This window comes from Asticcacaulis sp. P2_B1, from assembly GCF_056404915.1.
Genome location: NZ_JBFUDD010000020.1, coordinates 67,109 through 78,129, shown reverse-complemented (window position 1 = coordinate 78,129; position 11,021 = coordinate 67,109). Strand labels below are relative to the sequence as shown.

Here is an 11,021-nt window from a genome sequence, read left to right as displayed (position 1 = left end):
GCTCTATCCCGACTTTAGCGACGCCTATGACGCGGCGYGCGAGCGTCAGGCCGAGATGTTGCTGGATGACTGCGTCGAGATTGCCGACGACCGCGACAAGGATATGGTGCCGCGGGCGGCCAAGGATAGCGCCTGGGAGTTTATCAGCAACCCGACCAATGTCGCCCGCGCCAAGTTGCAGATCGATACGCGGTTCAAGATGGCGGGGCGGCTGGCGCCGCGGAAATACGGCAAGGTGATCGTGGTGGAGGCGAAGCGAAAGGGGCGACCCTTCGTCCGTCCGGCTAATCTGGACGATCTGATTTGTTAGGGGAGAGGCGGGCGGTGTCGTGATGACGGCGCCCCTTTTTGCGGCCTGGCACCATCGGTAGTCAGGTAATTTTTGCAGTTTTGGATATTAGTGAAATCCCAATTTGTACGACGACGAATGCATTGGTTTTGTGGGCAAGGCACCTATTGCCAAGGCGAAGATGCCGGCTGGGCGGCTCACATAAAATAGCTGAGGTTGCATTTCCCCCTAGGCAAATCGGTGGCCACATGGCATGTGATGGTCAGGGGTGCGGGGGCGCGTTTTAGAGACGCTTTTTTCGACAGCACGAATTTCTTTATCTGCGCAATATGGGGGATCCATGCGTAAATTCCTTATCGACTCCAAGGCTTCGGCTGACACCTCGAATATCGCCGCGGATGCACAATCCGACACGACGGCGCTGGCTTTTCATGCCGCGATGCCGAGCGGCGCAGCCTTTGTTGCCGTTTACCAGGCGACATCCCCGGCGCTGGCCAATTTGGCGGCAGGCGGTTTGGTCAGAGCGGCGGCCGGTCACTTCCCATCGTCCACAGCCGGCGCAACGAATGGCGGAATCGGGCAGGCTTCGGGCGCGGGGCTGACAACCGTCATTGCGCAGACCTATGACACCGCTCAGGGCCGTTTCGAATTCAGCGGTAACCAGGATATCGATGGCGTCCTCATGGGCTCGGCCTGGATGGCAACGACTAGGAGCCTGACCTACAGTTTTCCGACAACGGGCTCGGTCTATCAAACCCCCTACTACAACTCGACCTTTCTTTCGAACCAGGTTCCTTTCAATTCAGCGCAGGCTGCGGCAGTTCAGTTGGCCTTTGGCCTAATTTCATCCTATACCGGTCTCTCCTTCAACTTTATTGGTGAAACCAGCACGACGCACGCCAACCTGCGCTTTTCCCAGACAAGCGCAGGTTTAGACAGTGCCCAAGCCAGTGCGCCGGGAAGCGACCCTTGGGACGGCGATATCTGGATGAATTCCGGTGCCACAAATGCTCAACCCTTTTATTCAACACCGAAAATGGGCAATTGGGGCATGGCGACGATCATGCACGAGATAGGCCTCGCCTTGGGATTGAAACACGGGAATGAAGATTATACCGGTTTCGATCTTGCCGCTGCCGGCATTGTCGACGGGCCGGGGCCGCATTACGGCTCGGCCGCATTGCCCTCCAACCATGACGGCCAGGCCTGGTCCTTGATGACCTTTCGTTCCGATCCCGACAACAGCATCATGTTCGAAGGTGATCAGTTCAACCAGCCGCAAACCTATATGCAGGACGATATCGCCGCCTTGCAATATCTCTACGGTGCCAATTTCACCTATCGCAGTGGCGACACGACCTATGGCTTCAATTTCAACACGGGTGAGATGCTGGTCGACGGCGTAAGCCAGGGCGATCCGGAAGGCAACAAGACGTTCCGGACCATTTGGGACGGTGGCGGAGAGGATACTTACGATTTCAGCAATTATGCCGGCAACGCAACCATCGATTTGAGGCCAGGGGAGTGGTCGAGCACAAATAATACCTGGCAGTTGGCCAACAATAGACCTGTATCCGGCGGACCGCACTATGCGCCAGGCATTGTCGCCAACGCCCTTTTGTATAACGGTGATACGCGATCGCTGATTGAAGATGCCTTGGGCGGTTCGGGCAATGATCACATCATCGGTAATCAGGTGGATAACCTTCTGAAGGGGGGCCTCGGCAGCGATATATTGGAAGGCGGCGATGGCAACGACCTGCTGTGGGGCAACGGTGAAACTCTCGTCAGCGGGGATGTCAATATTGACACAAGCGCGAATGTCCTGGCTGGCGGCCAGGGCAACGACACTTATGTCGTCGGCAATGCTGGTGACGTAGTCATCGAATATTCCGGCGAAGGCAGCAATGATTGGATCGAATACTGCGCGAGTGGCAACTATATACTTCCCGATAATGTTGAAAACGTGGTCATGGAAGGCAACGGTATTGTTTATGGTAATGCGATCAACAATGAAATCCATGGCAGCAACTCGGTCTACGGTTACGAGGGCGACGATCTCTTGTCCGGGGCCGGCTATATGTATGGTGGGGTCGGGGACGATGCCTATTTTGTCAATAGTGCCGGTGATATCCCTGTCGAAAATGCCGGTCAGGGCACCGATACCATCCGAGCCCTAGTCAATTGGACGCTGGGCAGCAATTTCGAGAATATGACCATGGAAGGGGGGCTTATTGGTACGGGCAATGCGCTTGACAATGTCATCACCGGAAGCGGCCAGGCCAATACGCTCGACGGCGCGGACGGCAACGACATCCTGAACGGCGGCATAGGGGCTGACACGCTGATCGGCGGACTGGGTAATGACACCTTCATCGTCGATAATGCTGGCGATGTCGTCACTGAAACCGCGTCGCAAGGCACCGACACTGTTCAGTCGTCGATCACCTATACGCTGACAACAGCTGTCGAAAACCTCATCCTGACGGGTACAGCGACGATCGACGGCACAGGTAATATATCAGACAATGCCCTGACCGGCAACGGTGGGGTCAACGCATTGAGCGGTCTAGACGGCAATGACGTGATCGACGGTGGCGCCGGCGCCGACACCATGACCGGCGGTTTGGGCGACGACATCTACTATGTTGACGATGTCGCCGATATCGTTGTCGAGGCATCGGGCCAAGGCACGGATACGATCAACACCGGGGTTACCTACACTCTGGTGGGCCGCTATGTCGAAATCCTGACCTTAACCGGGACGGCGGATATTAGTGCGACCGGCAACAGCCAGGACAATACGCTGAACGGCAATAGCGGCAATAATACGCTGAGCGGCGGCTTCGGTAATGACATCCTGAGCGGTGGCGACGGTAATGACGTCCTCGATGGCGGCGGCAACACGGACACAATGTCAGGCGGGCTGGGCAATGACAGCTATGTTGTCGAAAGCCCCACGGATGTGGTGGTTGAGAACAGCGCGGAAGGCACGGACAGTGTTACCGCCTCGGTTACGTACACCCTGGCGGTCAATATTGAAAATCTGATCTTGGCGGGCGCCGGCGACATCAACGGCACGGGAAATTCTGCCAACAACGTCCTTACCGGCAATAGCGGCAACAACGTCCTGGATGGCGGGACTGGCGCAGATACGATGACCGGCGGCACGGGCAATGACACCTATGTCGTTGGCAACAGCTTCGACGCCATCATCGAGCAGGCGGGTGGAGGCACGGACCTGGTTCAGTCCTCCATTACGTTCACCCTGGCGGCCAACGTCGAGAATCTAACTCTCACCGGATCGACAGCCATCAACGGCACAGGCAATACACTGGTCAATACGCTCACGGGTAATTCCGCCGCTAACACCCTGGATGGGGCGGCAGGCGCCGATACCATGACCGGTGGAACGGGAGACGATATTTATTATGTCGACAATACGGGCGATAACGTCGTCGAAGCGTCAGGCCAGGGTTCCGACACCATCCTGTCCGGCGTCAGCTACGGACTGACCGGCCGTTTCATCGAAACCCTAACCCTGACCGGTACGGCGAATATCAATGCCACGGGCAATAGTCAGGTGAATACCCTCAATGGCAACAGCGGCGACAATGTGCTGGACGGCGGATTCGGCGCGGATACGATGGCGGGCGGCGCCGGCAACGATACCTATTATGTCGATGATATCGGCGATGTTGTCACAGACGGCAGCGGGCAAGGCACCGACATCATCTTTTCATCGGTTTCCTATAGTTTAGCGGGCCGTTCGGTAGAAAATATGACGCTGACCGGATCGTCTGCCATCAATGCGACGGGTAACGGCAGCAACAATATTTTGATCGGGAATGGCGGCGCCAATATATTGAACGGCGGCTATGCCAGCGATACCCTGACCGGAGGGGGCGGAGCCGACGCATTCACCTTCTCTGCGAACAGTGGGCTGGACACGATTGCGGATTTTTCCGCCGCCCAGGGCGATACTATCGATGTCCACGCCTATTACGCCGTAGCCCACACGCTGACTCAGTCCGGCAGCGATGTTGTGATCGATTTCGGCAATGGTGACACAATTACCGTGCTCAATGTGTCGGCAACGGATTCTGCGTTCCTGAGCCATATTTCTTGGTAATGCGTGAGTGAAGGCCTTCACGATGATTGTTGCATTGTTTTAACGCGGCAAGGCTATTCGTCCAAATTCGTCTAAACGGCCGCGCATAGATGCTTTAGCTTTAGGCGCGCGCCAAAATCGGCCGCCGTTGGTGTAATGCTATTCGACGCGTTGGCAGGGTCTGATCAATTTAGCCCATACCAGGCGCCGCGGCCGGCGCCGTGCAGGGTCAGGTGGCGGGTTTCGACCAGATGGCGGAAGTGTTCCTTCAAGGTGTTGCCGTTGGTGCCGGTGAGGGCGGCCATCTCGGCCACGGTGACGCGGCCGTGGGTGGCGGCGTGGGCGACGATCTGCAAGGACAGGTCCGGCAAGGCCTGGGGCAGGCTGTGGTCCTAGGTGATGATCAACGCCAGGTCTTCGGCTTGCAGGTACAGGGCTTCGAAGAATACCGTCAGCCAGGGCTGTCCGTCGGTCGGTTCGGCCTGGGTGGCGAGGATAGACTGGAAATAGGCATCCTTGGCGTTTTCGAGCACCACATCCAGCGCGCCGAAGGGCGCATAGGTATAGCCCGCGCGTAGCAGGAGCAGGGTTACCAGGACGCGGCTCAAGCGGCCATTGCCGGATTGATAGGGCATGATTTCGAGAAAGCCGATCGCCAACAGGGCGATGGTCAGGAGCGGATGCTGGGCGCGGGTGGTAAGCTCGGTATTGGTCGAGGTGATCAGGTTGCTCATGCGGCGCGGGGTATCGAGCGGGGGGGCGGTCGTGAAGCCGATGCCGCTGGGGTCGCCGGTTTCATCGAAGGACGGCAGGTCGTTGGATTGGGTTTTGTAGCCGAGGCGTCCGTCGTGGGGGCTTTTTGGGGCGCTGTCGGGTAGCAGGTCGCGATGCAGCCGGTCGATCAGAGGCTCGGTCAGAGCCATGGCGGCGTGGTCACGGAAAATGCGGCCGAGGACGTCGGCATAGGCGGCGATTTCACGGTCGTCGGGGTGTTCGATACCTTCGATGCGCAGGGATGCCGCCGCGCCAGCGGCCGTTGCGGCGTGCTCCAGGGCCGCCAATCGGTCGGCCGAGAGGGGCTTGGAGGCCCGCCAGGCACCTTTGAATTCGTCGATGGCACCGACGTAATTGAGGATTTCGGGGGTAATGTCGAAGGGCGGGGCTTGGAACATGGAATCTTATACCCTGTTGTTGCCGTTCGTTCACCCATTTCCACCCATTTAGCCGGGGGGCGAAAGTGCCTGTCGGCGTTCGTTCACCCATTTTCACCCATTTAGCGGGGGGTCGGCAGAGCTTATTGGCGTGGTGTGACCGGCTTATCGAACTTTGAGAGCTGGAATCGCCGCCGCGGCGCTCATTGAAATGGCGACGGGGCTGGCTCTTGGCTTTATGATCGAAGGCAGCGGCATATACATCACCCGGGACGAGACCGATACCAAGCTGTCGCCGTACGAAAGTCTGGCATGGAAAGAGAAAGTTTTGTCACTGACCGGAGAAATTTCGAATTTGTCCCGTCAAGAGGAAATGGTTATCCGTTACCATTATCTGGATGGGCTGAGTTTTGAGCAGGTCGCGAAGACTTTCGGACTGAGCAAGGGCAGGGTGTCGCAAATACACCGGGCCGCTCTCAAATCCTTAAAAGACAGATTGTCTCCAGGCGCCGGTTTCAAGTTAGAAAAATAGGAGTTTTATGATGGACGAGAACGACATGACGCCGGACGAACTGTTGCAACCCGTATTGCTTCAGATACAGGAGAACGGCGAGCAAGGACTGGCGCGCCTCGACGAACTGCTTCAACTTTACGAAAACGATACGCGATTGCATTTTTTACGTGGGTCCGTGCTGGCCGGTCTGGAACAGTACGCCGAGGCCCGTGTGGCGATGCAAAAAGCGATCGACATCGCTCCCGGCTATGCCATCGCGCGATTTCAACTCGGTTTCCTCGAATTGACATCGGGCGACGCGCGTGCCGCGCAATCGACGTGGCTGCCGCTGCTCAACCTGCCTTCCGACAATCCCTTGAATCTGTTTGTTCAGGGCCTGAACAAACTCATTGTCGACGACTTTGTAGGCACGATAGCTCTGTTGGAGGCGGGTATAGCGTTGAACACGGAGCTCCTTCCGATGAACAAGGATATGGGGTTGATCGTTCAGCAGGCTCGGGAAAAGCTGGATTCACAAGTCATCACGGAGCCGGCCGAGGCACAGGAGGTTGAATCTGGCGCTCACTTCCTATTGAAGCAGTACAGCTTCAAGGACACCAAACACTAAAGTTGACGACTTCAAAAACCTCTCGAACCGGGTGTGGTAAAGCATGGATCAGATTTCTCAGATTGATCGACTGGTCGTGGTGTTGCGAGAGCGATTGCTTGAGCGTGCGAAAACCGCCACCTCGGGACGTAAGGATTCCGCGCGAGACGCCAAATCAACCGGGATTGATAACCTGAAAGCTTTAGCGGCCATCGACACCGTGTCCGACCACCAACTGCGCCGCGCCCTGGTTCAAAACATACTTGCCGATCAATTCGGTCATGATCTTATCAACGAAACGAAATTTCAGCAAATTGTTGAACGCGTTACGGAAGCCCTCGAGGGGGACGATTCCGGCTCCGTGCTTCTCGACCGTCTTGTCGTTGAGTTGCGCAATGCCTCGCGATAACGGCCGGTACCAATTTGTGGGCCTATTGCCGTAACGGCAATTTTGCCCGAGCCCCCCGTTCAGGGGGTGTGCATAACCGCGTTCCGGCTTAATCTGCCGTCCGCGCAAATGCGCAGATCAGGGGACAGTTACGATGAGCCATTCGAGAATTTTCGCATTTGGCGCCGGCGTGGCGCTGGCATTGTCATTGGCGTCGGCCGCTTCGGCGATGGATGCCGGCCAGGTCAAGGCCAAGGCGACGCCGGAAGAAGGCAGTACGCAGTGGGCCGAGGTCTGCGCCGCCTCGATGATGGGCGGCGCCTATACGGCGACGGCGGGAAGCGACGACCAGAAGGGTTACCTGGCCCTGGGCAAGGCGTGGATACAGTTGGCCATTACCAGCAACGGCAAGACCTATAACGACTATGTCGACAATCAACTGACCGGGGATATGCAGACGCTCTATGACGCCGGCGACGACACGGTCAGCTTCTACAAGCAATATTGCGCGGCCCAGAGCCAGAAGCTGTTGAACTCTTAAGGGCGTCAGTGCAGGCGCGCCGCGATAAAGGCATCGACGGCGTCCGTATAGGCTCCGGGCAGGCCGAGGTTCTTATTGACCTCCATATGGGTCAGGTCCTGTTGCGACACCGGCGCGTCCTGGCCGATGGCCTTGAGCTGTAGCGCAAAAGCCTGGGCCTGGCCGCACGAATCGTCCGGCCGCTTCAGGGCGCAGACCAGCATCATCGGGACGGCATCGGATTTCAGCCGCGCCGAGGGCGACACCGTGGCCCAATAGGCGGGATCGCTGCCGAAGGCATCGTCATAGAGCCGCATATGTTTTTGCCCCATGACTTGGGCGATATCCAGTCCCGCGCTATCCAGCACCACAGTGCCGGCCCAGGGCAGGCCGCCTTGCGCCGCGACCTGAGCCGGATCGGCTGACAGCAGCGCCACCAGATGCGCGCCCGCCGAATGGCCCATCAGGATCAGTCGATCCGGATCGCCGCCCCAATCGGCGGCGTGGGTCTGGACATAGGCGAGGGCCTGCGCCACGTCGCGGGCCTGGGTGTCAACCTGGGCTTCGGGCAACATGCGGTAATCGACGCTGACGATGATAAAACCCTGCGGCAACCAATGTTTCAGCTTGTTGTCGACGACGCCCGGGCTGTTCTTGTCACCGATGCGCCAGCCGCCGCCGTGCACCATGACGATGATCGGGGCATGGTCCGGATGAGGCGGGGCATAGACTTCGATGGTCTGCGCCGGTGCGCTGCCATAGGACAGGGTTTCTTGCGTTGCGCCGGCGACATATTGCGTCGGATCGACGGGCTGGGCTTCGGCGGATTTCGCCTTCATGTGGGCGAGGAATTTCTGCCGCAGGGTCTGGCTGTCGGCGAGGGCCGGCGCGGTTGCCAGGCCGATGATCAACCAGGGCAGGACGGTCAATTTGACGATGTTCATGGCTCACCTCATGCGACGATAACGGCACGAGGATTGGCGTCGTACGCGGCAAGATTATGGTGACGGAGGGCCAAAATGTTACGAGCGGTTACGGCGCCGTACCGCCGGAACGAAATCCTGTTATCGGCATTGCTCCGAACACCTCCTAATAACAGGGTTGTGCGTTGCACAAATCGGACTCAGTCTCCATATATATGGCTAAGGCTTGCAACCGGATCGCCGGTACGACAACTCCGGCCGCTTGCGAATTAAGCCCTAATGAGTCTTCACCATTCCGCGCGTCAAGGAGGCGGGTCATGGACAGTCAGGCTGAACATATCAAATGCATCATGGAAGCGATCGATCACGGTCTGACGGCGCAGGAGACGCTGGACGAATGTCCGCTATGCGCCTCGAGGCTCAGTGTGAGCGAAAGCCTGCGCCATGACGATATGGGCTGGCTGATGCCGACCAGTTTCTCGGAAATGCCGTAGGCTGAAAAGCCGCCCTAGGTCGGGCACGAGGCTCCGGCGTGCGACAGATTTGTAACACCATAACAAAATACGTCGGCGCCTGCCGCTGCGGAAATCTTGCTAATTACCGCAACACTTCTAGTCTCTGCACTCCACTATAACGACAAAAAAACGTCTTGCAGGGACCTATGAAAACATCACTTAAACTCGCGCTTCTCGCAGGCGCCGCCTGCCTGCTGCCGGTGGCGGCCCAGGCTCAGGAATATAACCGCCTCGTGGCCTTCGGCGACAGCCTCACCGACAACGGCAATTTGTATATGGCGACCGGTGGCACGACCCCGCCGGCGCCTTATAATCACCGCTTCACCAATGACCTGGTCTTCGCCGAATATCTGGCCGGCTCGATGCAGGGCTTTTTCACGGCCACGTCCTATACTTCGGGTAGTATCGACCTGGCGTTCGGCGGTTCGCGCACCGACACGGCCGTCGCCAGCCCACCGGGCACGCCGGTGCAACTGGCTTCTTTCCTCGGCCACGGCGGCACCTTTGGGGCGAACGACGTCGCCAGCATGTGGGCCGGCGCCAATGACATCTTCCAGGGGCTGCCGACCGCCGCGTCGAACCCTTCGACGGCCGCGGCCTATATGACCGGCGTTTCCGGCTCGGCCGCCGCCAATGTCAGCGCCCAGGTCGGCCAATTGGCTACCGCCGGCGCCAAGACGATCATCGTCATGAACCTGCCGGACCTCGGCTCCACGCCGCAATTCAACACCAATGCCGACGCCTCGACCCTGTCGTCCTACAGCACGACCGTCTTCAACACGGCGCTCGACACCGGCCTGCACGCGGTCGCGGCCGCCCATGCCGACACCAATATCATCGAAGTCGATATCAAGTCGGCCTTTGGCGCCATCATCGCCAATCCGGCGGCCTTCGGCTTCTCGGACGTCAGCCATGCCTGTATCAATGTCATGGCGTGCGTCACCGGCTCTCAGGATACGCGCAATACCTACCTGTTCTGGGATGGCGTCCACCCGACGGCGGCGGGTCACAAGCTGGTGGCGAAGCTGGCGGCGCAATATCTTTATACGCCGACCCTGACCGAAGGTGTCGGCATGTTTGCCGATGAATCCTACAATACCCGGCGCTCGAACCAGGGAGAGATCGCCGGCATCCTTCACGCCGCCAAGGGCAGTGAAGGCGAAAAGGGCTATTTCGTGCAAGTGGTCGGCGCCCAGGGTTCGCGCGACAAGTCGATCGCCCTGCAAACCGTCATCGGCACCACGGCGACTGCCATGGATCAAAAGGCCTACGACTACACGGTCGGTGGTTTCCGCGCCGGCGCCGTTACCGGCATGGGCAATGACATGGCCTTCGGCATCGGCCTGACGGCCATGACCGGCGAATCCAAGGCCTTTATGGTCGAGGCCAAGCCGGTCGACCTGAGCGTCGACGCGGGTATCGATTGGCGCCCGGGTCCCGTCTTCGTCACCTTGCAGGGCGGCGTCGGGGTCGGCGCCTATAGCAGCTACAAGCGCGCGACCATGGTTGGCCCGATCACCGAGCAGGCCAATAATATCAATACGACGTCGTACTCAGCGTCGGTGCAAGCCGGGATCGACCATGATCTCGGCAACTGGGTCGTCACCCCGGTGGCGCGACTATCCTATGCCGGCGCCCAGATGTCGGGCTTCAGCGAAAACGGCCCACTGGCCAGCGTGAAGTTCGATGACCGCAAGGTGTCGGCGACCTCGGGCGCGGTCGAGCTGCGCGCCGCCGGCAAGGTCAGCGACGGCGTCAGCCTGAGCGGGGTGCTGGGCTACGAAGCCGTGATCAGCGGCACCGAAGGCGACCTGCGCGGACAGTTGATCAACAACACGGCGCAACCCTTCGCGACCGATATGGGCAAGGTCGGTTCGCCGGGCGTCCTGGTCGGTATCGGCCTGACGACCCACATTGCTGGCTTTGCCCTTCAGGCGCAGTATCGCGGCACGTTCGGCTCCGACTCGCAACGCGATCAGACGGGGGTGATCTCGTTCAATAAGTCGTTCTAAAATTTGGATGAT

General features: G+C 58.8%; 11 protein-coding genes. 8 read left to right on the top strand and 3 right to left on the bottom strand.

Annotation, left to right across the window (positions count from 1 at the left end; genetic code table 11):
• Both AC1DX3_RS23670 and AC1DX3_RS23665 read left to right on the top strand, forming a co-directional pair.
• Positions 1-310, top strand: a 310-nt coding sequence (locus AC1DX3_RS23670) for a terminase small subunit-like protein (RefSeq protein ID WP_476991826.1), incomplete at its 5' end; no start/stop codon positions are given.
• Positions 311-629: 319 nt separating this feature from the next.
• Positions 630-4,421: a M10 family metallopeptidase C-terminal domain-containing protein gene (locus AC1DX3_RS23665; protein ID WP_476991825.1), complete on the top strand. Its 3,792-nt coding sequence runs from the start codon at positions 630-632 to the stop codon at positions 4,419-4,421.
• A 164-nt stretch (positions 4,422-4,585) separates the two neighbouring features.
• On the opposite strand, the gene AC1DX3_RS23660 is transcribed toward AC1DX3_RS23665, so the two are convergent.
• Both AC1DX3_RS23660 and AC1DX3_RS23655 read right to left on the bottom strand, forming a co-directional pair.
• On the bottom strand, positions 4,586-4,756 hold the full coding sequence (locus tag AC1DX3_RS23660) for a hypothetical protein (protein ID WP_476991824.1): 171 nt from the start codon (positions 4,754-4,756) through the stop codon (positions 4,586-4,588).
• A gap of 36 nt (positions 4,757-4,792) precedes the next feature.
• A complete protein-coding gene (locus tag AC1DX3_RS23655) occupies positions 4,793-5,572 on the bottom strand; it encodes a Fic family protein (protein WP_476991823.1) in 780 nt (259 codons plus the stop codon).
• A gap of 154 nt (positions 5,573-5,726) precedes the next feature.
• Here AC1DX3_RS23655 and AC1DX3_RS23650 point away from each other — a divergent pair, with 154 nt between their 5' ends.
• The 4 genes from AC1DX3_RS23650 (at position 5,727) to AC1DX3_RS23635 (ending at position 7,580) form a co-directional block, all read left to right on the top strand.
• Positions 5,727-6,083 (top strand): sigma-70 family RNA polymerase sigma factor, encoded by a 357-nt coding sequence (locus AC1DX3_RS23650; RefSeq protein WP_476991822.1) that lies wholly within the window; start codon positions 5,727-5,729, stop codon positions 6,081-6,083.
• 10 nt (positions 6,084-6,093) lie between these two features.
• Positions 6,094-6,672 (top strand): tetratricopeptide repeat protein, encoded by a 579-nt coding sequence (locus AC1DX3_RS23645; protein WP_476991821.1) that lies wholly within the window; start codon positions 6,094-6,096, stop codon positions 6,670-6,672.
• A 43-nt stretch (positions 6,673-6,715) separates the two neighbouring features.
• Positions 6,716-7,060 (top strand): hypothetical protein, encoded by a 345-nt coding sequence (locus tag AC1DX3_RS23640; RefSeq protein WP_476991820.1) that lies wholly within the window; start codon positions 6,716-6,718, stop codon positions 7,058-7,060.
• 133 nt (positions 7,061-7,193) lie between these two features.
• Positions 7,194-7,580 (top strand): hypothetical protein, encoded by a 387-nt coding sequence (locus tag AC1DX3_RS23635; protein ID WP_476991819.1) that lies wholly within the window; start codon positions 7,194-7,196, stop codon positions 7,578-7,580.
• 5 nt (positions 7,581-7,585) lie between these two features.
• On the opposite strand, the gene AC1DX3_RS23630 is transcribed toward AC1DX3_RS23635, so the two are convergent.
• Positions 7,586-8,503: an alpha/beta hydrolase gene (locus AC1DX3_RS23630; protein ID WP_476991818.1), complete on the bottom strand. Its 918-nt coding sequence runs from the start codon at positions 8,501-8,503 to the stop codon at positions 7,586-7,588.
• A 296-nt stretch (positions 8,504-8,799) separates the two neighbouring features.
• On the opposite strand from AC1DX3_RS23630, the gene AC1DX3_RS23625 reads away from it, so the two are divergent.
• Positions 8,800-8,976, top strand: coding sequence for a hypothetical protein (locus AC1DX3_RS23625; protein ID WP_476991817.1), 177 nt, complete (start codon positions 8,800-8,802; stop codon positions 8,974-8,976).
• A 167-nt stretch (positions 8,977-9,143) separates the two neighbouring features.
• A complete protein-coding gene (locus tag AC1DX3_RS23620) occupies positions 9,144-11,009 on the top strand; it encodes an autotransporter domain-containing protein (protein WP_476991816.1) in 1,866 nt (621 codons plus the stop codon).
• Positions 11,010-11,021 lie beyond the last annotated feature (12 nt).

What these genes read in the sequence shown, in the direction of transcription:
- AC1DX3_RS23665 (WP_476991825.1), top strand. Translation starts at nt 630, where the DNA reads ATGCGTAAATTCCTTATCGACTCCAAGGCTTCGGCTGACACCTCGAAT.
- AC1DX3_RS23655 (WP_476991823.1), bottom strand. Translation starts at nt 5,572, where the DNA reads ATGTTCCAAGCCCCGCCCTTCGACATTACCCCCGAAATCCTCAATTAC.
- AC1DX3_RS23645 (WP_476991821.1), top strand. Translation starts at nt 6,094, where the DNA reads ATGGACGAGAACGACATGACGCCGGACGAACTGTTGCAACCCGTATTG.
- AC1DX3_RS23640 (WP_476991820.1), top strand. Translation starts at nt 6,716, where the DNA reads ATGGATCAGATTTCTCAGATTGATCGACTGGTCGTGGTGTTGCGAGAG.
- AC1DX3_RS23635 (WP_476991819.1), top strand. Translation starts at nt 7,194, where the DNA reads ATGAGCCATTCGAGAATTTTCGCATTTGGCGCCGGCGTGGCGCTGGCA.
- AC1DX3_RS23630 (WP_476991818.1), bottom strand. Translation starts at nt 8,503, where the DNA reads ATGAACATCGTCAAATTGACCGTCCTGCCCTGGTTGATCATCGGCCTG.
- AC1DX3_RS23625 (WP_476991817.1), top strand. Translation starts at nt 8,800, where the DNA reads ATGGACAGTCAGGCTGAACATATCAAATGCATCATGGAAGCGATCGAT.
- AC1DX3_RS23620 (WP_476991816.1), top strand. Translation starts at nt 9,144, where the DNA reads ATGAAAACATCACTTAAACTCGCGCTTCTCGCAGGCGCCGCCTGCCTG.